14 protein-coding genes are annotated in these 26,032 nt (G+C 35.0%); all 14 read right to left on the bottom strand.

The annotated features are described in order from the left end of the window. Positions 1 to 111 precede the first annotated feature (111 nt). Positions 112 to 561, bottom strand: a complete 450-nt coding sequence (locus NHF50_RS09990) for a hypothetical protein (protein WP_252776166.1) — start codon at positions 559 to 561, stop codon at positions 112 to 114. A 2-nt stretch (positions 562 to 563) separates the two neighbouring features. Further along, entirely contained in the window at positions 564 to 11,441 is a 10,878-nt protein-coding gene (locus tag NHF50_RS09985) for a DUF6443 domain-containing protein (RefSeq protein ID WP_252776164.1), read from the bottom strand. A 3-nt stretch (positions 11,442 to 11,444) separates the two neighbouring features. Beyond that, the gene (locus tag NHF50_RS09980) at positions 11,445 to 12,155 is read right to left on the bottom strand and encodes a hypothetical protein (protein WP_252776163.1); all 711 of its coding nucleotides are present in this window, start codon (positions 12,153 to 12,155) and stop codon (positions 11,445 to 11,447) included. Continuing rightward, positions 12,148 to 12,714 carry a hypothetical protein gene (locus NHF50_RS09975; protein ID WP_252776161.1) on the bottom strand — a complete coding sequence of 189 codons (567 nt, stop codon included), beginning with the start codon at positions 12,712 to 12,714 and terminating at the stop codon, positions 12,148 to 12,150. The genes NHF50_RS09980 and NHF50_RS09975 overlap by 8 nt, the downstream gene beginning before the upstream one ends. 14 nt (positions 12,715 to 12,728) lie before the next feature. Then, complete coding sequence (locus NHF50_RS09970; protein ID WP_252776159.1) at positions 12,729 to 18,797, bottom strand: hypothetical protein; 6,069 nt, start codon at positions 18,795 to 18,797, stop codon at positions 12,729 to 12,731. 808 nt (positions 18,798 to 19,605) lie between these two features. Next, complete coding sequence (locus NHF50_RS09965) at positions 19,606 to 20,403, bottom strand: endonuclease/exonuclease/phosphatase family protein (RefSeq protein ID WP_252776156.1); 798 nt, start codon at positions 20,401 to 20,403, stop codon at positions 19,606 to 19,608. 2 nt (positions 20,404 to 20,405) lie between these two features. Next, positions 20,406 to 20,822: a hypothetical protein gene (locus NHF50_RS09960; RefSeq protein WP_109569535.1), complete on the bottom strand. Its 417-nt coding sequence runs from the start codon at positions 20,820 to 20,822 to the stop codon at positions 20,406 to 20,408. Positions 20,823 to 20,836: 14 nt separating this feature from the next. Further along, the gene (locus NHF50_RS09955; protein ID WP_146193434.1) at positions 20,837 to 21,166 is read right to left on the bottom strand and encodes a hypothetical protein; all 330 of its coding nucleotides are present in this window, start codon (positions 21,164 to 21,166) and stop codon (positions 20,837 to 20,839) included. Between the two features lie 13 nt (positions 21,167 to 21,179). Continuing rightward, positions 21,180 to 22,235 (bottom strand): type I restriction endonuclease, encoded by a 1,056-nt coding sequence (locus tag NHF50_RS09950; protein ID WP_252776154.1) that lies wholly within the window; start codon positions 22,233 to 22,235, stop codon positions 21,180 to 21,182. Positions 22,236 to 22,259: 24 nt separating this feature from the next. Beyond that, complete coding sequence (locus NHF50_RS09945; protein WP_252776152.1) at positions 22,260 to 22,472, bottom strand: TM2 domain-containing protein; 213 nt, start codon at positions 22,470 to 22,472, stop codon at positions 22,260 to 22,262. Positions 22,473 to 22,476: 4 nt separating this feature from the next. Beyond that, entirely contained in the window at positions 22,477 to 23,085 is a 609-nt protein-coding gene (locus tag NHF50_RS09940; protein ID WP_109569532.1) for a PH domain-containing protein, read from the bottom strand. Between the two features lie 270 nt (positions 23,086 to 23,355). Beyond that, positions 23,356 to 24,021 (bottom strand): response regulator, encoded by a 666-nt coding sequence (locus tag NHF50_RS09935; protein WP_252776151.1) that lies wholly within the window; start codon positions 24,019 to 24,021, stop codon positions 23,356 to 23,358. A gap of 6 nt (positions 24,022 to 24,027) precedes the next feature. Then, positions 24,028 to 25,668 (bottom strand): tetratricopeptide repeat-containing sensor histidine kinase, encoded by a 1,641-nt coding sequence (locus tag NHF50_RS09930; protein ID WP_252776149.1) that lies wholly within the window; start codon positions 25,666 to 25,668, stop codon positions 24,028 to 24,030. A 54-nt stretch (positions 25,669 to 25,722) separates the two neighbouring features. Continuing rightward, the gene (locus tag NHF50_RS09925) at positions 25,723 to 25,902 is read right to left on the bottom strand and encodes a hypothetical protein (RefSeq protein ID WP_252776147.1); all 180 of its coding nucleotides are present in this window, start codon (positions 25,900 to 25,902) and stop codon (positions 25,723 to 25,725) included. Positions 25,903 to 26,032: the final 130 nt, after the last annotated feature.

Raw genomic sequence — 26,032 nt, 5'->3', positions numbered from 1 at the left:
GATAAGCAATATTGCTTATCCTTTTTTTATAAAATTTACGTTATCATTTGATTTTTAAAACTTTAACTTATATTGAAAATTACATCACTAACTCTGTAACATTACCACCCATTACCTCCACCAATTATTTTTCATAACATGCAATTCCTCTAGTACTAAAAATTTTGGTAGTTCTTTTATGCTGTCTAACTCAGTAAATTCTTCAGGTAAATCAAAACCAATATTCATAGATTTATCAATTATTAAAATTCCATGTAAAATGATTGAATATTTATTCTCTACTATCAATTCGTTTACAACCATACCTGGATAAAAAAAATTATCAAATTTACCATTGTAAGGTCTTTTACAACTGATTTTTTCAATTAATCCACTTTCATTATTGCCTGTAAAAGAAACTATTCCATTGTTAATTACATAGTCTGTGTATTGCTCAGATATTGCTTCTTGTTTAATTTGTCTAGGATTGATACTATTAACCCAATCTTTAACATTATCATTAATTGAGATTCCAGCAATTGACTTTCCAGCAATAATATTTTCGTTAAAATTTAAACACATATTTATCTCATTAATTTACCATTTACAAAGACTGGTGAGTTAGTGATTTCATCGAAATTCTCAAACCCTTCTTCAGCGATTCTTCCCAAAACTGTTTTCTCTCCATTGCTACTTACTTTATAAAGTTTCCAATAGGGTACCTTATGAATACCACCGCCAGGATGATAGTCTAATTGGTATGTTATATCTGATTTTGTTACTTTAGTAAAAACTGTGTGATGTTTTTTTCCTTTAAATAAAACTTGCGGAGATGATTTTGTCCAGCCTTGTTTTGTTAAAAAAGATTCAACTTGATCAGGGTGTTTTCCTGTTAAAACACTTACCCATCTTCTTACTGTTTTTAGATTATTAATATATTTAGCAGCTACTTGATATGCCCGAGCTAAAACTCCAGCCCTTATGTATCTTAGCATTCTTAACTTTCCAACTTTTGTTATTTTTGATGATCCGCCAGGCCCACTTAATAAAGGGCTTACTTCAAATCTGTAAGGCAAATTTTTATTTTCTCCTGTTAAATATCCATCTTGATCAACTACAGATACAAAGCCTTCGTCAACTTCTTTTCCTTCATTATTTACATACCTATCTCCAAATTCATACCATTTTGCTTCAGGTAAAACTTGTCCATGGTTATAATCTAATTGGGTGTATTCATAAGCGTCTTCTAAATACCAACCTTCCTCTGTGTTTTCGGTACCCATGTGCCAAAACCATTGTTTTTTCGGGTTTCCTTTGGTCCTCATTTTTAATATATTGGTACCTGCATTTCCCCTATCAGTTCTTGCCCAAGCAGTCTGACCTTCTTTTTTTCCTTTTTCTTTTGGCTCAAGTCCTTCAAGTTCTCCCATATCAATTAATCTATTCCCACTAAACTGATAGGGAGAGTACCAAGGATATTCATATACAAGCGGATCCACCGCAAAAAACCTACCCACTCTTGGGTCGTGCATTCTAAAGGTATAGTTTATACTATTCCCTTCTCCTTTAATTTCGTCATCTTTTTCTTGTCCCTGAAAGCCGTAACGATAAAGCGGACTTGAAAAAGTACGTCCCGTCATTTGAAATCCAAATGGAAAATAATCTGTATAACTAAGAACGTCGGCATTAAAATACAACAAACTACCATTGTCTAAACTTGGGATTTTCTTGTCGTTAATTACAACTAATACATTCCCCAAATGATTACTTAACTCATAACGTTTGTCACCTATCAAAGATAAGTAATTTTTGATTGCTATAGGGCCTGTTACCTGATAATTTCCGTTGGTGTCGTCCAAATAATTAGCGGTTCCGTCTGTATCATCGTCCAGAGTATAGGGGTTGCCGTCTGTATCATCCGGTATTTGAGGGTTAAAATAACCCGGACCGCCTTCAAGCGTTTCCCAAGTAGCATAACCGTCACCATCATCATCAACGTCTAAATAATCAGGCAATCCATCTCCGTCAGTATCTTGTGCATCATTAGGGGCATTGTTACTATCCGGGTCGTTGTTCTCGTACATGCTCAGAATACCGTCGCCATCGTCGTCAACATCCAAATAGTTCGGGATACCGTCACCGTCTGTGTCTATGATCGTTAGCACGCCGTTGTCGATCTCTACTTCGTAAATGTCCAGCAAACCGTCTCCGTCGGTATCATCCGGACAGGCTCCGAAACTATAGTAATCCGAAGCATTGGCATCGGGTTGCAATGTCATAGTCTCTGTAGTGGTTACCTGAGTGCTTGCATAATACAACTGGAAGTAATCGCCGGAGGTAAACAACACATCATTGGCTTCTTTAACCAATTCGCCATCAAGGCTGCCGTCAAAATCAAAATGTCCTAAGGCATCTTCATTGGCTACAGAGCTGTTCACATTCTGAATGGCATCGCTAAAGCTGTAGTCTAAGTAACACAAGGCTACTGAAGCATTGTCATTGTACTCGTCAATCGTAGTACCGTCGTCGTTATACTGTCCGCCCAGTGTGTTAACCGGGTCGGCATTATCATACATTGAAGCTGCCTGAACCGATGCTCCGGTTACCGTGCTTAGGGTCAATGCCGGTGTGGAATTATCGCTCAGTACAATGCTGGAATTGCTGCTTCCGCCGTACACAAATGAAAAGTCTAATCCGCCCTGAGCACTTTCTATCTGAGACGCGTCAAAAATATAGCCGGTTTCAAATGTATGCTCCGTTAAACCACTGACAGCGTCGACCTGTGCCTGTAAGTTGGCATTTAAAGGATAGCTACAAAGATTAAATTCATCAGTATAATATTTATTATCCAGACTGACCGTAAAACGGAATGCATACTGGTTAGTTGTATTCTTTAAGGCTTCGACCTTTACTTTATTAGCCGAAACGAAATAACCGATATCACGAAAGGCATTTGTACCGGCACAATCGAACTTATAGCGTATGGTTTGTGTACGGTTTTCCTGAAACTCTCCTATAAAGCCTTTGTTGATCCCGGAAACCGGCGTATCGACCTGGCAGAGTGCTTTTGTACTCAACCGGAAGGAACTTAACAGTTTATCGGTTAACAGTGTTGAAGTCGACATATTAACATGTTCATAAGCGACTTCGTTACCCGGCCATACGTATTCGTTAGCTGCATTTAACACCAAGGAGTTTCCTATGGTATTGATCGTTGCCGTTGTTGTTTTTGCTGTAGTGGATTTTAAGAGGATCACACTGGTTCCTAAACTGCTTTCATACACCTCAAGGTTTTCTTCTTCTACTCCTAAACGCGAAGAACCGTAAATGTCGTGTTCTTTTAACGTAAGTGTTTTGGTAGAATTTAAACCGCTTTGGTAATCGTAAAAATCATAAACTCCCAGTACGTTCCCCTGTGCATCACGGGCATAATAGGTCGTGTTTGACGTAGTTCCCGAACGGTTTGATGTGGTTACCGTTTTTCCGATCCTGTTGCCCAGACCGTCATAGATAAAGGTAATTACGGTAGGGAAGCTCACATACGAGTTTTTAGTAACACTTCTTACTTTTCCGTCTACCCGCCAGTCGATCGCTAAGTTTTCCGTTCGGTCTTGTACCAACTGCCCTATTTCGTCATAAAGGTAATTGTGGGTATTTTTATCGGTATCTACAAAAGTAACGCCTAAAGCACTTTCCTGATCTTCCAGATCCAATGAGTTGCTCAGGGTTGCCACTGCATCTTTAACTAGGGTTAACTGGTTGTTCTGCTGTGTTTGTCCGTCGCCCGGCCAGTACTTATAGTCCAACTCGTCCATCGGATCTCCGTTTTGCAGGTTACGCACCAAGCTTTTTAAGTTTCCGTTACGGTCGTAGCTATATGAACTTGCATAGCTGTTTGCTACGGAATTGACATCGTCGTATCCGGTATCTGTCGGTTTTAAGGCTACTGAGGTCATCCCGGTAATACGGTTCAACTGGTCGTAGGTATAGTTATTTTTCTGAACGTCTAAAAGTGCCTGTTCATTGGTACGGATAGCCGTTGTCATTTGTTTAATGTTTCCGTTATACAAATTGCGGTTTGAGGCACCGAAGGTGTTTCTGCTGAACATTAAAGGCGCAAAAGCATCCGTTCCGTCATCGGCAGTATCTATAGCCCGGTAATCGCCGTCAAAATAATTAAGACTGTAACCGAAAGCATCTTTTGTTTTAAGGATATTTGCTGAAATGCCGTCGGCTCCCATATCGTTATGAGGCGATGCCAGATTTTCTCCGTTAACGGCTTTTAGCCATCCTTGCAGGGTATACGCATAATCCACTCCCTGAACCATTTTGTCTCCTACTTCTACTCTGGACAACGGTCCGTGCGCATAGTATTCGTATTTTGCGTCTTTTTCCCAGATAACACCGTCTTTTGAGGTTTGTACATTAACAATACGGTTGTCTGCATCGTACTCGTATTTATGGATGTACAGATCTTCTTTGCCGGGCTGGAAGGTTACTTTATTAACATTACCACTGATCAGATCGTACTCATAAACCACTCTTTTTAAATGGGCTTCACAATCGTTAGTCAGTCCGGTGTTTGCATCCAGTACCAGATTTGAATCGCAATTGGAATCTTTTAACGGCATAAAGTAAGTTACCTGCTCTTTTACATTGCCATGAACATCATAATTATAGAAAATGGCATTGTCAAAATTTAGAGGTGTACTTTCATTATACAGATCGTAATAGAAGATTCCGGTTACCCTGTTGCGGTTGTTAAAAGTACGCTCCTGCACGCTAACTCCTGCCAGCGTTGTAAAATACTGATTGGAATAAATACCCGATTCCACTTCCGGATTGGTATCGTAAACCGTACGGGTCACTTCCGCTTTCGTTAGTCCGGTTCCAAAACCGTCAACTTCTGTTTCTGTAATAACATAGGTACTATTACCGCTTCCGTCATCGACCGCATCGCTGGTTACATTTATTAATTTTCCTTCTTCGGAAATATAATATGAGTATTTTGTTGTTCCGTTTAATGCTGTTATTCCGCTTATTTCTCCGGCTTCTGTAATTCTTCCTAAGCCGTCATAAACCGTATAGCTCATTCTTGCATTTCCGTTAACCGCCATAGCGGCTAATTGTTTTGCATTTTGTGAGGCTATGATCCTTCCCAGTTTATCGTATGCAAAACGACTGATCCCTCCGTCCGGCGTACTTTGCCAGGTTAACTGGTTCAATGAATTGTAATGGTACTGCGTTTTAAAAGTATGGGATGGCTGTAAACTCGTATCATCTGCTGTTACATCCGGGTCATAAGTTGCACGGTATTGATTGATGGCATCGCTCTTATTGACCATATCGGTAGGTGTAAATCGTTTTACTCCTTCCGGTGCCACTGTTTGGGTTAAATTGCCTGCCTGATCGTAATAGTAAAGTGTGTATTGGTATTCTTTGTCGAAATATTCTACTTCAAAATTTTCTATTAAATCGGATAAGGCTGCTTGTATATATGCTTTTTTAAATGCTTCCTTCTTGGTATTCAAATACGACTGGTACGCTTCATTATTGTAAGCTTCGCTTATTCCTATCTGTAATTCTACACAATCAGGGTTTTCATCTATTACTTCAATAACTGTTTCAATGGTTAGCGGATTTGGCGGACAAACAGTATTGTTTACCATAAAATCATTAACTACGAAACAAGACCAATTTACAAATTCACAGTTCGTTAGCTGTCCGTTAGCATTGATAAATTGCTGAAAAGCATCTACTATATCCTCATAGCCATTACCGTTATAATCCAATCCGTAATTAAGCGGTGTTCCTCCAAATTCATCGATACTGATATAGTACGGATCATCAATACTTGTTATGTTTAATGTATTCAAATAATAAATATAGCCTTCTACTATGTAGGCATATTTCATATTACAGAAATGCTCTTCTGTAAAATGTTCCGGTAAGGCTCCTGCTCCGAAAATGGAAACATAATTCTGAACAAAATAATCGTACCCGTTTGTACAGGAAACCGGTATTACTAACTGAGGTATACAGCCGAAATCGCACTCTTCGGTTGTTACTTCCGTTACCATATTAAAACTACAGGTTCCTTTAATTACTCCCGAATACTCTTTTTCATCTTTATCTGTAAAGAATACGGCATAAGAGTCCACATCATAAAAATCAATCGCAGTAACAGAAACTATGGTTTCAAATTTAACCCCTACAGGCAAATAAACCGGACAAGAGGCTTCTTTATCAATATTTATCTGAAATTTTATATAATCAGGATTTTCAAAAGCTACATTGGATATGTTCAACTGGCTGTTTATTGTACTTCCGCTGATGTATCCTCCCAATTGCGTTAAATACGTATTTGTATAGCCTTCAAAATTAGCCCCCGGATCTGCCTGCCAATCTGCTATCAACTGATTGTAGAAGCCCATCAACAGCGATTCTATGATTGGCTGGTTGTTTGTGGTTTGTACAACTGTTTTACAGCACGTAAAGTTCAAATTCTGATTTACACTATTCATCTGTTTGTTCAGTATTCCACTAAACAGAGTGGTAGCAAAACTACTGTCTACTCCTTTAAAAGTGATGTTAAAATTTGATCCGGAACTTATTGTATCATCAATAATTACATCATCAAAATTATAATTTTGGGTATTAGGAATCGAAACGTCAAAAACGTATTTTACTGTAGCATTTACTTCTATTTCATAACCGGAAGTTGTTGTATTCCAAACAGCAGTGGTTAAAGAGGATACTCCCATATCGGTTGCAATAAAATCATACAGGCTGCTATTTGTAAAGATCGGTAAGCTTAATAAATCGACATTAGAGCTATTTATTGCGTTAGTATCGTTCAAATAATTCATAATGTTCATCAACCCTAATTCAAAATCATTACGCTTAGTACAGTTACTGAATGAACTTGGCACATTTGAACCGTCTCCTAAATCATCACCTACCCCATTACTACCTCCATTGATGGTACATTCTCCGATTCTGGCATAGGTATACCCTGAAAAAACTTTCTCTACTAAAGTTCCTGTATTCAGATCTTTTATCGTGACCAAAACGGCAAAATTAAACCGATTGTTACTTGTATCATAAGGAGCTGCATAGGTGAACTGAGACAATGACTCTATAGTCCAAGCGGTACTGTATGTATCCCAAGTGTAGTATGTATCTTCAAAAAACGTCAGGATATTTGCGGTATCTGAACCATTTGTAACAGCAATAGTCAACTCCTCATTGGAAGTATTTACATTACTTGTAATTAAAATTTGATTGGAAGTGAAATAGTCAAATCCGGAATACACATCATCAATTAACTCTGTATTGAGGGATGCTCCCGAATAGTTCATACTTAGGTTTGATATACTTATAGCGGTAGCACCGGCACTGATTTGCTCTCCTAAACTAGTTAAAAAGAAATCCATATAGATTGCTTTCGGACACATCCCTGTCTCCGTATACGTATAATAAGCTGCCCATTCGGTCATTTCTTCTAAATTTTCCGATCCGGTTTGAGAAGAATCATATAAGGCATCTGATGGTAAAAAGATTCGTTCTTTTTCCAAATACAGACCATTTTGTCCCGCAACTGAAGAACATATAGTAAGGCTTGGCTCGCTGATGTATGAAGATAAATCGATTATATTCGCTGAAGCGGTTTCTGTATATCCGTTAATAGGATAAAGAATATTTGACGGTACAACCGGATGATCGTCTATACAACCGTTGTAAGCTCCGTGATTCTTAGCATAAATATTAGCAAAAACACTTTTTATCTTACTTCTTTCTGAAATGTAAAAGGACACATATTTAAACCAAAGATCGTTTCGTTGTTCTTCTGTCAGGTCATTAAAAATATCTACTCCTGAAATATCACATACTGACAGGTTATTACAATAGATACTTTGAAGTGCTAATTCAAAAGCTGACTTTCCGGAACCGCTTAGTCCTGTAGTATTATTTGCGTCAATGATCATTGCTTCAAGCATGATCGCTTTTCTTTTATCTCTCAAATTCGCCGCACTTGTTCCTTCGATACTTAATTCATAGTTGAAAAACGGATCATTATCGACAATGGCGTGAACTGCTACAAAATCATAAGGCGTCGTGCCAAGATATCCATTTAGCAGCGCTTCATCAAACGTTAAAGACTGTAAAAGATTTGTATATCCGTCGGCTGTAAGGGTATACGATGTAGTGGTATTACCATTTACCGCATCTATAAATGTAAAGTCTAATTCATCTGTTAAGGTACAAACATTTTGTTCATACTCTAAATAGGCATATTCCGGATGATAAATCAACAGTGACTTAGCCCATGAATTTTCAAATTTGTCTACAAAATCTCCTACATTCAATAAATATTGGGGTTCTATCTTTTTGAATCCTGAAATCCCGGCGTTCTGGAGATAAACAGGATCGTCAATTTCCGGTAAATATGTTATTGTACCGTTATCATCAATGACTTGTACTAAAACATAGGCAATCTGATCGGTATCATCGTAATAATGTTTAGGATCAGTAGTTCCTGCATTTTCTATACTATAAGGATATTTCCATGAAAATGGAGTACCGCTAAGAGTATAACCATTGTTATTAACTGTGTTCTGTATATAATTTGCATAATCAAAATACAATTGATTATCTTCCTTATTATAAATACTTAACGGATCTTGATCTAAGATCAAAACGCTCCCCGGATTATTAGGATCATCTCCGTTTCCGTAATAGCCATACTGTCCGGAAAGTGACATGTCTGATAGTAACCTTGCTTCTTTTGACTCACAAGAGAGAGTGACTACCGGTACATTTGAGCCTGCTTCAACAACCCCGTCAACCTGACAAGGACGTAAACACTCTTCTACCAATAATTCATATTCTCTTTCAAAACGTTGAATCAACAATTCAATTTCTGAAGTTGAATAACCGTTTTCAATTTGATTCAGGTCTGTATAATTGCCTCCTAAATCATCATAAAAATAACCTCCCGAATCTAATTCCAGGTCTATATTATAGAGTTCCAAATGTGTCAGGATGTAATCGTTCACATCTGTTCCTAAAGCTTCCACACATTCCTCACAAGTCTGGAAACAATCTTCAAATGCAGCTTCAGGTGACAATGCTTCCGGACAAATCACGCAACCTTCTACTTTTAGTCTGTTAATGTAGTCGTCAGCATAATTGTTTAAAACGTCATCGTCAACTACAATCTCCTTAACTATATTATAATTACCTACCTCTAAGGTTCCTGAAACAAATTGATCGTCATAAAATACAGTATTGTTACTGATTGTCTCTAAGTTATATAAATCTACATTCGTATTTATCAGGTTTCCTTCAGCATCATATTCTTTAGGACAACTCTCAAATTGATAAGCTGATGTAGCCGGTTCATTTTGTAAACTGATATCGATTGTTCCTTGCGCTAATACGGATTGTCCACATGCATCTAAAGCATCTATTTTTAGTTTGTACACAAAAGGATACCCAACTGTTTGATTGCCGCAATCTATGGCATAAGCATTTTTACCTTTTGCAGAATACTTAAATGTAAAGATTGAGTTCTTTTTACTATTGAATTGTGTTCCAAAATATTTTAAACCATCATCTAATAAAAAATTCCCTGTATTTAATGGATAATTATTGTCAAAATTTGTATCTACATCATCAACATATAGTTTATTTAACAAGTCCGTAAAGAACTGTCCGTGTATTGCTTCGGTTCCCCCGTCTGAAATAGTTCCTGTAGCGGCATCATCTTCATCTTCCAAACCGTCTAAAAGTTCCTCCGTACCGCTTTCATTTGCAGGAGTACCTCCGGAAAGTGCTGTAGCAACGGTTCTCCCCTGTGGATCAATATAACTTACAGATACTTGTCCGTTAGGATCTATAACTACGTTCTTTTTATAGTGAATAGCGTTCCCCACACTATATCCGAACAATCGATTCAATTCTTCAACCGTTGGTTTTGTATAAAAATACTTCATCTCATGAGTTGAACCTAATTGATGAGAACTTCCTACACCTCCTTTTCTTGCTATTCTTCCTGTATTGTCAGCAGTATATTCAACCTGAGAAAAGGGATATCCATTTGCATCCGGAATGTATTGATGATTTTTTCTATTCAAAAAATCATTATTGGAAGAATAATATCTTGCTGCTCCTGAAGCATCACTCATTTGAACTAAATCCGTATCACAAACTGTACTACTCCCCGAGCCTGCTGTGTTTGTTTCCCAATCAAAATCTTGATGTGTAAACGGATCTCCTAAATTGTTCTGATTAAAATTATTATAATATTGTATTTTATCATTGGTCGTAGGAACAGGCAATATCTCAACTGCAGGTCTGCCTTGTGCATCATAAACTACTTCTCCTACAATTGCATTATTATCTGTATTTATCTTTGTAACTGTTTGTCTGTTTCTTAATGACCCGTCAAAATAGCTTACCACTTCCTTTTTCTTTCCTTCCTCAGCATAACTGGCCTGAAATTGCCAATTTTTCCCGCTATCGTGATTCTCAACGGTGTAAACATCAGGCCAATCTGAGATGAATTGTTTTGTTGCACTACCTGAACTCCATTCACCAAAATAGCTTTTTTCTGAATTATCTCTAAATCGACTGACACCTCTAACTCTGTAAATTAAATACCCTTTTGAATAAATTAAAGGGATTGTATATGAATTACTATTCGCTAAAACTCGTGTATTATTCAATTCAAAATCTCTTTCACTCAATTTTATCTGACTTGGCGCCAAAGCAGTTGTTACTCCTGAATCTGAATAATTATCTACCCATGTCCATTCCAATTCATACTCAATTGCACCCGGTAAAGTATTCCAACTCAATACTAATTCACTTGGAATTGCAGTTCCTCCGGAATATGTATAAAATGTTTCACTTGCATTAATTACAGGTGTTTGCTGAGTTATTTCGTAAAATCTCTTGGCAACAAACCCTCCGCTTATATATAAATTATCCGGAATTAAACTTGATATTGTTCCTGTGGGAACATCTTTAATTTCGACATTGGTTACTGAAACCTGAAGTCCATATCGGTTATCAACTTTTAAAAAGCTAAGATCACTAAAGTTTGTTCCTGAATTAAAAGATGAATTAGGATTATAACTCACCACCAATATTTCATTTAAAATGTTAGCATTATCTAAACTTCCATCTGCTTTTAAAGGAATTATCTCAAAACTTATACTGGCTTCATACCAATTAAAAGGAGGCTCGTCATTGTTTATTTCCAGCTTTACATAGCTATATACGTCATCATCAACCTGATAAGGAAAACCTGCCTGATTGTCGTAAAATGTGGACGGTGAATTAAATACATTTAACTTCTGTAATGGTAAAAGAGCATACACCTGCTCCTGTACTTGGGCATAAACTGTTACTAAATTAAGTAACATTAAGGTAAACAGTAATTTAAACTTATGCATCTTTTAATTTATTAAGAGTTTATAATCTATATATTTCCTTGCAAGCTTATAAGATTCTCCTTCTTTCAAGACTATATTGTCTATGTTGAACAAACTTTTTACTTCCGCTTCACTCAGTTTTTTTTCGCTAAAAACTATCTCTAATCTCGGAGTGTTAGTCTTCTCGACTCCTTTCTCTTTATAAGGAACTTTTTCTAACAAATACAAAACTTGTTTCTTTATCTTATAAGTCCCTTTTTCTATATATATTTTAACTTTCCCGTAGGGTAATTGGGTTAATGTACTCGTTTGAAATTCAATAATCCATTCATTCCCTATTGATTGTAGTTTCTTCGTTTTAAAATATTTAATATAATCTTCAACGTTTAAAGGTGAATTCTGCGGTACAGAACTTGAGGGTATAAGTAAAACTAATTTCTGATCATGATTAATCTTAAGCGCCAGCTTAGAAGTATTTATAAATTCTGTATTATGAATTCTGATATAATTGTCTTTATTGCTGTTAACCGTAATACCCTCATAACTTTCAGTAACGAAATTACTGCTATATGTTGAATACAGTTTATAGCTTAATGACACAGCCAAGCTCTCTTTTTTCTGATACTGTTCATTTGATTTACTTAAAATTTCTGCTATTTTACTATCTTCTTGTGCATAAAAAAATTGCACTGATAATATTAGAAACAAATACTTCATCAAGTTTAATTTATTCATCTCTTTTAGGGTTATTACTTCTGGTTTCCTGAATGGTATACACTCCTCTTTCTGTTTCTTTTTTTACTCGAATTAAACCTCCTTCTAAATCATATTCATAAAAAGTGGCATAATTATTCTCGTCTAACTCAGCCATTAACCGCTGTGTCTCTTCATCGTATACAAAACTTTTCATATTTCCGTTAAACGGGTAGAATCGTATATCATCAAAATAACAGTCTCCTCCTGAAGCATTATTGCAATGCATTTCTACTCTTAGAAAAGGAGTCGCTGTAGCTCCTTGTAATGAAGGGATCTCAAGAACTCCTACAATACGTTGCCATCCATCAATAACATTTCCTACGGTATAAAAATTTATACTTAAAGGATTGGCTACATTCTCAACCTTAACCGTAAAATAACTGGTATATCCTGTTACTTGTTGGGGATGGATCTCTTTAACCCACCCGCTAACAATATATTGCCCCGGCTCCGGAGCAAATGTTCCTTCTTCCGGATTATTTTGAGAAAAACTATATAAAAAAAAGAATGTAAAGAATATATTTATAACTTTTTTCATATTTAAAACATTAATTAGTTGAAACAAGATTCTTCAAAAGGAGTTGATGAACAATTCCGCCCATGTATACATGAAACGGTTATAAGCTGAACCCCATCATCATCACAAGGCGGATTATCAATACCACAACCTGCATAACTAAAATACAGGTACATTATTTCTCCATCTACAGATATTTTTAAATAATAAGCTCCTCCTGCCCCGCATATATAAGTTGATACATTTAACACGTTACCATTAACAGAAGCGCTGGCTTCTGTAATACCACATTCATCCTCTATGGTAACTATTGAATTAGCGGCAAATGTCAATGTTGATCTTCCATTTGACACCGTATAGCTACTACATCCGCTTGGGTCATTTTCATCAGGAATAGTAGGACAATTATCCAAAATCTCTATTGTAGGTGGCGTTAGCTGAAGATTACTCGTTAAGGTTCTATAGCCTCCGTTCTCTACTTTAATACTTTTCTTTCCGGTATGAGAATGATCAGAAGTTATATCCTGAACAGCTATTAAGAAATCTAAATGTGTATTGTCTGACTCAAAACCTTCAAATCCCATATTTCTGTATTTAGCGTTTGAAGCAACAGCAATCGGCAATGTATATTTATAAGCATATTGTGCCGAACTATAGCGATCTAAAGCATCTTTATTCTCTAATTCCGGACCATACGGACTGTATTGTGTTACACTACTTGCGAATGTCCAACCTGTTTCATCTGCAACCCAGTTTTTATTTGCATCCAACTTATAAAAAGGACTAAACTTAGTATAGAATCCTTCTACTCTAGGGTTATTAATAGTTCCGTTGCCGAATCTTCTTCCTGTCAGATAAGCATAGGATTTTTCTGCTCTCCATTCTCCTTTAACATTAAAGACATAAGGATTTGCTAAAGGTCCGTAAGGATAATTCGGTAAGCCTTCTTCTGTTACTGGCCAATACTCCGTCGGGTCAAAAGGATCCGGATCAGAAGGTCTGGATGTCCCTGAAGTTCCCGAAGTATCTACATACGCCGGATAATATAGTCCTGTTTCGTATTGCGGCAACCAAAAATCTTTATAAAGTACGGCACTACTATTAATAATGTATGGATTATTACCGACTGGTGTTCCATCAAAAGTCAATGAATCAAAATCAAAATCTACCTCTCCGTCATTGTCTAAGTCTTTTAAAGGATTTTTCATTAATGTCACTGAAGCCATAGATGCTGATTGCAGGTTTCGATATCCTGATCTTACAATTTTAAAATCAAATTCATCATAATCACCACATTGATTGATATAACTTCCATAACGATCCATTAATAAAATTCCTTTCTTATCAGAACTGAATCCCACGACCCAAAGTCTTGACCCTACTATACTGCTTGCATCTATCGGAACCAAACCATCTCCCCCTGTGACATATTCTGACGTATATATCTCATCTCCTACATGAAAGTATTCTGTCAGATCTATTCCACTGTGCCCTTTAACCCAAAAGAACGGATTGTTAGCAGCCGAACTTGATCCGGGAGGCAGAATACCTGAATAAGAACTTAATGTTCCGTGAATACCTATGTTGTTACTTGCCAGTCCCATTCCGTCATACATCCAATAGGCCGGGTAACTAAAGCTGTAATAATGATCATCGTATTCATTGACTGTTTCCGTCAAGAGCACTTGTCCGGAAGAAGCATCCCAAAGTAAGTTCTTGGTAGCAACCGTAGATCCTAAATCTGTGGCTATAGTCTCTTTCATAATTCCCTTCCTATGAATTACCTTTGTAGTCGTTGCCATACGCAAAATATTATCATGTTGTTCATAAGAAGGTATTGTTGTCCAAATGTAAGTAATAACACAAGTAGGACATGGCACCCAAATATCTATACTCAAATTCCCTTTAAAACCAGTTATTCTTGTAGAAGAAGTATTAGTTCTGAAATCGTTTATTACATCATAGTCTATACCTATTGCACTTTCCTGAACTTCTCCTTTTGAATTAATAACCGGCACCGTATTATTTAACTCGCCTGCTTCTAAACTATATTCGTATTTAACTTGTGAAATCAGGTTGTCATTCTCATCAAACACTTCTTGCTTTTTCTGTTTTCCGTTCATATCATTAGTCTCTACAGAAAAACCTTGAGTAGCCGTTAACTTGGTCTCATCTATTATCGGTAATCCTAAAATTCCGGCTAAAAAATTAGCCATAGGATCTGGGTTAGAATCTATTAAATTGTCTCCGTTCTTAATTTCCGTAAAGTCAGTTTTTGTCGGAAAATCTTTTGACGTGTAAAAATAGTTGCTCACATAGCCTGTAGCATGTTTCTTTACTATCTTATCTCCATTTGCTCTCGGTAAATTCCGAACAGTAACTCGACTATAGGTTACCGTAGGTGCCGGAAAGAATGAAACCCCAAAAGGTTTTTCACTATAGTTTGTTTCTTTTGGTGCTATTAATCGTACTCCTTTGTCATAAAAAGGTACTACAAAAGGATTATCTTTTGCTCCCAATGGTTCAAAAGTAGCAACTCCGCTTGAAGTTCCGTTTTCTAAAGTATAATCATACAACTGCCCGTACTGCATATCGTTTAAATCAGTTCCTGATGTATCGGAAATATCTCCGTTGAGCATATTAGTCCACTTATCAGACAATGTAACCGACTTAACTCTACAACCTCCTCCTAATTTCTTTCTTGTAGGGTTCAACAATCTAATCCATGATTTTTCGGGTTTAAAATACCGTGCACAACTTTCTTCATTTCTTAACTTTCCATTAGGTCCTGAAAAAATTTCTGTCATTGTTTGAAAACTACTTCCTATAGCATTAATTATATCAAAGATATTTTCTTCATCCGGATCATTATTTAAGCCATAAACTGTTTTGTTCATATTCTGTCTTCCAAAATACCAACCGGCTTTTGATATAGGATTTACATCTTTATTCCCGTTTGTACCTCCCTCCATATCTGTCCATTCCATCGGTAAAGCAGCATAATATTTTCCGTTAGAAGAAAAAAGTTCCGGCTGTGAATTCTTATCCAGTTTAAAATACCCCTCAACATAATCATAATCATTGCTTCCTCCGGCCATGTTTAACATAAACCTGAAAAAAATAGGTTTATTCAACTGATCTCCGATATATTTATCCATAAAAAGAGAAGGATTACCGGAATAATCATCATCTACTTCAACTACAACATACTTTGCTTCACTATTGGCTCCATAAAAATTAGCATTGAATAATGTAGAATTAAAATTACTTGGGGAGCCTATTTTTGAAACCCCTACTACTTTAAACATTTGCATTGCTCTTTTATCCTGAACATATTGATAATCATCTGATTCTGTCTCAATATTGATTTCTCCGCCGGAGGGCAATTGTATTTTTCTCAATGACCATGTAGAAGTATTACTATCCGCTTGATTTTGCTCTTGTTCTACATAAGGAAATTCAACACTTGATATAGGATCATTTGGCAACATGGCACCGGTTCCGTTATTTTCCTTATAATTTCCCCAAACATCAAATGATTTCATATTATAATCAGGATTTGAATCAGGATTATCTTCATCATAATTAAATACATAAGGTGTATATTTCCCCATATTAGAGTCCCGATAAGTAAAATATACCTTTTCTAAAGTCAACTTTCCTCCTGAATTACTCGTTTCATTTTCTGTCAAAGAACCACCTTGATAATTATTATCCACTCCTTTACACAAATTATAATTATAAATAAAATGCGCTGTTTTTATAGGAGATACATCTAAATCGTCACTAGGATCCTCATTTAATAAATTGGCAGCTTTTGCTTCAGGTTTTGAATACAATTTGATCTTATCAATCTTGTACATTTTACTAGCTGAATTGATGTTCTTACTCAAGTTATATTCTGACTCTACTCCTAAACCATCTTTTCTTGGCGACAATTCAAAAATTGCCACATGCGTTTTGGTTTCAATTCGGGATATATATTTTGATTCTCTTTCTCCATAAGTATAACTCGCTTTTTTATGATTTCTATCAGCATTATACCCCGGATTATAAGACGCTCCATAATAAGGTGCTCTCCACTTATAGTTTCCGTAATCTTCATAAACAAACTTAGTATAACTCCCTAAATCGTCATCGGTCATACCGTCTCCTGTAATATCCTCATAATCGTTTGATAAAACTGCCGAAAGAAGATAACTGTTAGTATAAGAAGGTGTCACAATCTTATTAAAGTAATGATCAATCCCATTACCATTAGTAACAGATGCCTGATTCATAAAATCATTCTCATTAGTTGGACTATAAATTCCGACATTATCCGGTGCAACATTCTTTGATAATGCAAATGTCACCTCATTCTTAGTCGTATTGTAAATGGTATTACCAAAAACATAAGTACTTCCATCATTATTAAGAGCCTTGAAACCGGCAGTATGGTAATCTTCTGCATTGTCATTTTTTACCACAAATACATCTCCTTCCGATTCTCGTGCTGTTACTTTATACACAACCTGATTTCGTTCTTCTCTTACAGTGCGCTTTATTTTATTATTAATGTTTACGGCTGTATAATTATAAAGATCAGTACCGGAACCTGATAATTGCTTTTTTCGATACTCATTTTTTAAATTATTTACATTTAACAATTTAAAATCAATTGCATTTGTCTCTCCTAATTTATAGGTCAATAAATCAATATCTTTATTTAAAGTAAGATCATTACTGAACTTAAAGTAACTATTTTCATATTCAAGTGTCTCTGTCTGTGATTTTTTAAAATAATTCACTACCGGATTATCCCAAACACCTGCCCTTACATCATTGTGCGCATCTTCTACATCCATCCCAAAATGCATTCCCCAACCTATTTCTGCTTCTACCCCTAAAGAGCCACTCTTACTATCGTCTCTTTTTTTGGCATCAAATACATATCCTACTTGGCTTTGATAAGGTCTAAAACTTCCTGACATGCCTTGAGTCTGCATACTATAAGTATCATACGTGTAGTTTGTCACAGGAAGTACTCTTGTATTTTTTGTTACACCTCTATCATTTTCTCTATTGAAATCCAATAAATCATTCTCTGAAGCTAAATGCGTAAACTCATAACCATAAGCTTTCTCCTTGGTAATTTTACTTTTCAATTTCATATTCGAAAAAAATCCGACAACTCCTACCTCTCCATCAAATAAATAGGCATGCCCTCCAAAAGATGTACTAAAAGTACCTGAATACGTACTGAATTCATTACGTATTACAGGAGTAAAGCTGTTATTGATAAAATTGAATGTTGCCGCTCCAGAGGTTAACCCTATACTTCTAGAATTAGCTCCTTTTCCATCTGACTTGGAATTAAAATCTCTTTTTATTGATGTCGACCCATACAAACTAAAGCTTTGTAATCCCTGTCTAGAATTAAAACTTAATCCAAGCCCTGCTGACAATCCTAAATCATAAGTATCATTATTTAACTTTTTAGTCATAGAAACATTTACAGACGGAGCCACACTTACCCCCTCAGTAGCTGAAGAGGAAATATTCATTCCTACACTTACACTACGATTAATATCAACAGCAAATCCAAAAGATGGTACTGCGGATATGCCATTATAATTATTGTGCTGTAAGGTTAAAGCTGCATTACCACTTAACCCTCCTCCGCTTTCAAAACCTACTAACTGCCCGTTAACCCTAAATGTAAAACCTACCGTTCTATTCGGTTTCAAATTGTTATAATATTTTACTTCTTCTCCCTTAAAATCATCCGGAAGTCCTCTAACCTGTCGCTCTATTTGTCCTACGTTCAGATTCCATCCTAAGCCTACCCATGAAGCTTCCTGATCCATACTTACACCGGAGTTATAAGCCAGGTTAATAGGATAGCCCCCTACATCCATTATCGGAATGTTATAGTTAAAATCCCCGCTAGCTAAATCCACCATATCGGATGTACCTATAGGTGTAAAAGCATTGAATTCCGGCTGTGTCGGACCACTGGTCAATGCATACATTCTTACAGGCTGGGTAACTTGTAAAAACATCATAATAGCTAAATAATATGCTATTAACTTAGAAAACTTACTGGTTCTAATCTGCTTCATAATAGTATTTCTGTATAAGTATCTTTAATATTGGAATATCTCTCTTTTCTTTATTACTACAGACTAATGTATCTTCTCCGATTTTAGTCTGAGAATCCGCATTAAGTCTTAAAAAATTATACTTTGAAATTTTGTTTGCGACAAACAATAATAACTTAAAAGATAGCGCCCTAAACTTTAAAGCTCTGTCATTCGCTAAAAGGCAACTATTATTCATTTTTGCCTTTTTTAATAAGAAAGTGATGTGAATTTTCTTTTAATAAACCTCCATCTTCTTATGTAAAAACAATTTCAACAGTACAGTCTGCTCTTGTTTTTTCCGATAAAGAGAATCTATTAAAAAACAAATCTTACGTTTTTTCAAACTATTCATATTGAAAAAACTAACAATAGAAAAATCAGGGGGATTGATCTTTCTGAATAAATTTCGGTTCCTACCTCTTTTAATCTTTTACACGATAGAAAATCCAATACTATTTTTCAAGTATTTTCATTCCTTTTCTTCTTTTACTAGAAAAGATTAAAAAATGGTTAGTTAGCAGATACGTTTTTAGCAGCACTCTATCTTATTAACAAAAACATTATTTTTTAAACTATTTCAATACTTTACTATTTCCTGATGACCTTATTCAATTACACTTTGAATAGTTTTTAAGATATCAGGCTATAAATTAACAAACGTTAACATTTACTTTTTATTTTTTAGCAAAGCAAAAATTGTTAAAAAAAATTTTAACAAAAATATTTAGACCTATTGTAATCACCAAATTTTTGTTCTGTTAAATTATTCTTATCTTTTAAGAAAAAGTTAAATTATTTGTACCCAAACAGGAATATGGTCAGAAATTTCTCTTGATTTAGAAAAAAAGAGAAATTGTTTATAAAACAAAACAACTCCTGAGCCTATTAGTGAGAAACGATTTTTGTTATAAAAAACATTATCATATTCAGAAGCTAAACAGTCATCATCAATACATTTTTGACGGAGTGATGTTTTTTGATTCCGGAAAGCGGACTCGTACCCCATTTTTTTAAGCGGATTAAAAACGGTGTGTTTTTGCGGACAATTGAAATCTCCAAGAAAGATAAGATTTAAATTGGGGTACAAATCCGGAAAAAACTTAAAATATTTGATTTCGGTTTCGGGCTGTTGCCTTTTAGTTTTAGCATGGAAATTAACTAAGGTAAATTCTTTTTCCCCAAATTGAAAGGTGCAAAAAAAGGGCTCCCGTTGAATCTCTTCTACAAAATTCTGATCCAGCCATGGTTCTCCCAGTTTGGTTACTTTAGAAGGCTTCCATAAAAAAGCATAGCGTTCCGATTTATAAGCACTTCCTTGTGTTGCTTCACTGACTACATAATCCCACTTTGCTCCTTTTCTATTAAGGTTATCGGCTAATTGAGCGACAGCTCTTGCTCCAGATCCGTTAACAACAACTTCCTGTAGAGCCACAACATCAAAATCTTTTAATACCTCAGCCATAAATTGAATGGCGGAATCTGATTTTGAGGAGCCAAAGTTTTCAATGTTCCATGAACATATCTTTACTTGCGAAAACGCAATTACGACATAAAAAGAAAACAAAAAAGTAAACCAAATTCTCATCACTACTCTACTACAAATTCATATTCATTGCCGTCTATATCTTTTCCGGCAAGTTTTTCGTTCTCAACCCAATGAACATACAGGTCTTTTTCATGCCCGTCTTTGTCTTCTACCATACCTGCTCCGTATTTTCCTCGTATATTGATGTTTCCTCTTACTTTATTACTGTCTTTATCGTAACCGATGATATCGTAATTGTACTCATAATGTCCGCTAATTCCGGTGCGATACTCGTAGCGGTACTTTTTATCGACGTGATAGGTTTTTTTTTCTTTTTCCGTGATCTCTTTCCGATCTTCCGGCGTTATGGTATCTAACTCTAAATAAAAAGATTGCGGACTTGGTGGTGGAGGTGTATCTGTATCTTTACAGGACAACAGATTAAAAATAATAATAGGTAATAGTAGTTTTTTTATCATGATTCTTTAAAATTTTATTTCAATAACAAATATAAATAATAAGGAGGCTTTCCGTTTGGACCGCCGCCTCCGCCAATTTCATTTTGTAATAAATCTGAGAAATTATCTATCAGGAGCTTTTCCATTTCATTTATATAACTAACCGATGATGTTTCGTACTTCACTATCATCTTCTTCCACCCTTTTCCACTATTACTATGTTGAGAAAAGCGATTCAAAGGATTAGATGTGATTCCTACTTTTACTTTATTGTAATGTCTAAGATACTGAGCAATACTTCTTATTAATGATTCTTTCACATCATTAAAAGTACCTGTCTGGTATTCGTAAAATTCTAATTCCATTTTTTTTCTGATTTTATTCTTCACTATTATATCTCCATGCTGTTTCTAACAACTCATCCTCAAACTGATAAATATCCTCAAGGCTTTCTAATGCATGTCGGGTTTCATTTTTAGCATCATCAAACAATCCGATATACTTCTTAACACCGTTAAAATGCAATCGGCAAAGTGGTTTTCGGTTATTATCATCCAATAAAATTCCGAAATAAGATTGCGTATCACGATGTACAATTCGATGCACTTCTAATTTTCTTCTTAAAATGGCTACTACAATACGAAAGCCTTCCAATTCTTCTTCTGTTGTATTTATTTTACTTTCTTCTATTTCCTCTACCTGATCGCCAACCTGCTTTTCCGCTTCTTTATTTAAAGCGGCATTTAAGCGATCATTGATTCTTTCGTTAATAAATTGATTAAAACCTTTTAAAACCAATTCTTTAAACTCATCCATTACTTTTTCAGTCAATCTTCCGGAATATACTTTACCGGCAAACAAACGAATAAACTCAGTTGAAGGATTTTGTAATTCATCATTGATTAATTTTTTAATCTCTTTTGTGTACTTCAATGAACTGGCATTATTAACAATCTTATTGACATCAAAATTAGATTTATGAAATTTTGCAATTTCATGGATAGTATTTTCTTTCAGACTAGTGATCTCAAACTCGAGAAATGGTTTTTCATCCATTTTATTTTTTTCTTCCAGATCGGTAAAGAATTGATACTGAATTCCATTGGTCAACAAAGCAAATCGGGCTTTTGTTACATGAAAATAACGCAACAATTGCGAATTATGAATTGATAAATCTTCCCGCCAGTTTTTACACTCTATGATTAAAATAGGTTCTCCTTCCTGAAAAATAGCATAATCTACTTTCTCTCCTTTCTTTAAACCTATATCAGCTGTAAACTCAGGTACCACCTCTGTCGGATTAAATGTGTCATAACCTAAACTATTAATAAAAGGAAGCACAAAAGCATGCTTGGTAGATTCTTCTGTTTCTATTTTATCTTTGAGCTGATTGATCTTATCTGCTAAAGCTTTAAATTGTACTTGTAGTTCCATTCTTTTATCTTTTAATTGATTAAACTAAAAAGCAGTCTTATTATATTTAAAATTAAATCGCTCTTCTGACATAAATAAAAAAGCTATAAAATCAAAAAGAGCAATTATTGTTGGAATAAATGTCCAGCAAAACAACAAATACAATATCCCAACAAAAGTCTGCCCTAAATAAAATCTATGTATTCCGACTCCTCCTAAGAAAAACGCCAGTAAAACAGTTGTTAATTTACTTTTCATAATTTTACATTCTTGATAATATTTGTTCTTTTTTTGATTCAAAATCTTCTTTAGAAATGATCTCATTTTCTAATAATCCTTTTAACTTTTGTAAAACGATAAGAGGATCTTCTTCTTTATCTTTCTCATTAGCTGCATTTGTTGCTGTATTAGCGTTCACTACAATACCACCTCCTGCAGCGGCTCTTTTGTCTTCTAAATCTCTTTGCCTTCTATATTCCGCCATCTCTTCTTCTTTTTCCTGTGCAAACTGGTATAATTTTCTTGCCTGAACTTTAGGTAAATAATCTAAAGTATTTAATTGCCCCTTAATTGTTTTTACTGAAAAAACAGCTCCCAGAATAGCTTCTTTCATATGACAGTCTGCTATTTCTTTCCATAAATAATCTTGAAAATTCATAGACAGACCTAAATTACTAGGTCGGCAAAAAATCACTCTTTTGTTTGTCAATGTAATACAATCAGGAGATAAATTAACAATGGGTTTATTCTGTACTGCAATATATTCGACTTCTTCCCCTGCAGTAAGCAATCCTTTCACCTTGTGCATTAATTTTTCTACAACCTTTGGGTTTTGTTCCTCATTTAAGAACTTTTTAATATCATTAATCATTTTTTATTATTTAAGGTTAAACACCCCAAACATAAGGCCAATACCATAGTTTTCCTTACGGCTTTCCGTAAAGACTATTTTTTAATTTTGAAGAAAATAAATTAAAGGTGATTATTGTTCTTTTGAATTTTTGTAGCAAAATATATTTTCTGAAAAAAGTGCTGCAATAGTTGTAGCAGAAATTAATTTTTAAAAAAAATGCTACAAATATTGTAGCAAAAAAAATTATCTTGAAAATTGTGATACACAATAAAGGATGCCCGGAATATTTCAGATCACGCCCATATCTTTTGCAATAGCAATTAAATGCACATTATTGTTGGCTCCGAAATACATTCTCAGCCTGTTGATCCGCTTTTCTATGGTGCTTTTACTGTTAGGAGTGATTCCTTTCTCCTTAAACGTTAGTTCTATTTCATCCTGAGTAATTCCGGAGGCTAAATGTCTTATGATCTGTAAATCATAACTGTCTATTTCACTCACGGTTTTATCCTGCAAAGCTGAAGCATGATCCGGAGAAACATACCGCTCTCCTTTTTCAGCTTTCAAAATGGCTTCCTTGAGTTCCGGAATACTTTTGCGGTCTTTAACCACATAACCGTCCACCTCAAAATTGTCAAAAAGCGATTTTATCTTGAAAGACTTATCTTCCATAGAATACACTATCGTTTTTAATTCCGGCTGCACTTCTTTTGCTTTTTCTATCAATGCTTCGCCCGACTTTAAGGTTACAGCTCTGAAATCTTCTTTAAAACACAGATCAGAGATCAATAATTGATAAGGATCCCCGTCTAAAAGTGCTCTTTTGATCTTTAACAAGGCATCATCACAATATTTAGCAAAATCAACCTGCTCAACCTCTAATTCTTTTAAAAGTTGCGTAACCGCTACATTAGTCGTGTCAAAATCTTCTGCTATCAATACTTTTGTAAACATACGTGCTTAATTTTTAGGTATTACGATTGAAACTTTTAAGCCTTTCCCCGGCATAGTGTCAAAAGTAATCGTTCCGTTTACACTGTGAATACGGTTTTCCGCACTTTGGATTCCGCCTTTTACATTTTTCTTTTCAAACCCTATTCCGTTATCCGAATAGTTTACTTTCAGTTCTTTGTCCGAACTGAAATTCAGCACCACTAAAGATGCCTGACTGTATTTTTTCATATTCACCAGCAATTCCCGGAGTACTCGATATACTGCGATCTGTTTTTCCGGCGAAATCTGGTCCAGATTCACTTCTTCTTTCTTAATGATAATGCGTACTTCCTTGTCCTGAAAATCAGATATCATCGCTACAAGGTCGGCTTCAAAATCTTTTCCGGTAACTATATCATTATTCTCTCTGGAAATATTACGGGTCTTCTTGTAGATCTCATCCAAATCATTGACCAGAGACGCCCTGTTTTTGTCCAGATCCTGCGTTTGCACAAACGATAAGGTTTGAAAAACATCATTAGCCAACTCATCGTGCAATTTTCTGGAAATGCGGGTCTCTGTTTCGTAAGCTGTTTTTTGATTTTCTAATTGAAGTTTTATCTTATTTTTCCTTTTGATGTGAAAAAAGATATACAATGACGATAAGAGTACAATAATGGATAAGAGTAGATAGACTATTTTTTGTATTCTTTGAATCTCTACATCTTTTGAGATTAAAGAATAATCGTACTTCATTTTAGCAAATTGATTTTTTGCAGTTTGCCGAACCAGGTCAATACTGTCGTTTATTGTTCGATAATCCTGAAAATACTGTTTAGATTGTATCCCGGAAGTGTTTGGTATTAAAATTTCTAAAGCTTCTATCTGATCGTCCGGACTTTTTATATTGGAAGCTGCCTGAAACGCTTTTTGGGCATATTCAACTGTGAGGCTAGGCAAAGAATCCTGATAAAAACGGGCTAAATGTACTAAGGAAGCAATTCTTTCGTAATCTTCGCCCAGACTATCTCTTATCCGCATTGACTCTGTCAAATAATCATAAGCTTTATCTATATCTCCTTTTTTAAAATAAGCAAAACCTAAATTATCTATTATTTTAGCATAGTTTTTTTTGTCCTGTCGTTTTAATACATCTTCTTTTAAAAGTTCATTTGCTAAAGAAATTGCTTCTTCATAATTTCCTTTTTTTATATTAACAACTATAATATTATTTTTAATAATAGCTTTTTCAAGTATACCTGAAGTAGTATTCAATATCTCATAATAGTAGTTCAATGCTGCATCATAATCATGTCTTTCTTTACTAATAATTCCTAAACAATTATAGATTTCATTCTTATAAGATAAACTATCACAATCTTCAAAATATTTAATTGCTTCTGTAGCTGTCTCTTCACTAGATGAAAAATCACCTACCATTTTTTGTAACTGTACTTCTTTCATTAGAATATAAACAATGTAACAAGTATTTTCTTGAAGATAACTAAGCTCTTTCGCTCTCTCAAAATAGTAAAAAGCACTATCGATTTTGTTCTCTTTATTAAAAACCTTAGCTTTTCCTATGTAACTATCTAATAATTTATTTTGATTCTTGGGACTACATGAAATCAATAAAAAAAATACAATTAAAAAGGGGAAATATTTCATATAAAAAACATTTCCCCGAATTTATTAAATATTATCTTATAAAGATAAAAAAAATTAAGGATTTGATGGCGGTGGTGGATCAAGATGTCCGTCTTCTCCTCCTGTTGTATCCAAAGGTTCTTTATTCAAATACACTTCTTCCTCTGGTTCTTTAACTGAATTTTGGATGAAATCATCATTTGTACAAGACACTAGTCCGATCCCGGCTATTACTAAAAGAATTATTTTTTTCATGATCTTTTAAAAATTAAAAATGAGACATAGGCAGGGCTGTTCGAGATTGTTCGAATGTTTTTTCTACAGCCTTACTGCCGTTCGTTAATACTTTGCGGGAAGTGAAGTGTGCTGAAACAGAAAAGTCAAT

This window comes from Flavobacterium sp. NRK F10, from assembly GCF_024054235.1.
Lineage (GTDB): Bacteria > Bacteroidota > Bacteroidia > Flavobacteriales > Flavobacteriaceae > Flavobacterium > Flavobacterium sediminis.
The sequence above is the reverse complement of the archived record's forward strand: the minus strand, read 5'-3'. Positions and strand labels throughout refer to the sequence as shown.